This is a genomic window from Maritimimonas sp. 2210JD6-3 (genome assembly GCF_056591795.1).
The window spans coordinates 1-232 of sequence record NZ_JBWQOJ010000121.1; the positions used below are offsets into that span (position 1 = coordinate 1).

Genomic DNA, 232 nt, shown 5'->3' on the forward strand with positions numbered 1-232 from the left:
GAAGTCATCTTGACTTTTTAAGTTTATAAAATTTCTTTAGTCCGATTACAATAAAAGCTAGGAAGTTAAAGCCTTTCCAGCTGGTCAAAGTTGTGTCAAATCTGTTCAGCAAAGAACGAAAGCTATCCATCCAAGCATTGGTGCGTTCAATGGCGTAGCGTTCTTTATAGAGTTTTTCATCAAAATAGTGGTCAGTATCAGTATTCCCATTACGTTTATTTGGGCATATATT

1 pseudogene is annotated in these 232 nt (G+C 35.3%); it reads right to left on the bottom strand.

Features of this window, described 5'->3' with window-relative positions:
- Window positions 1-4: 4 nt before the first annotated feature.
- Window positions 5-232 (bottom strand): annotated as a pseudogene (locus tag AC1EUY_RS16220) (IS5/IS1182 family transposase); the annotation flags it as partial.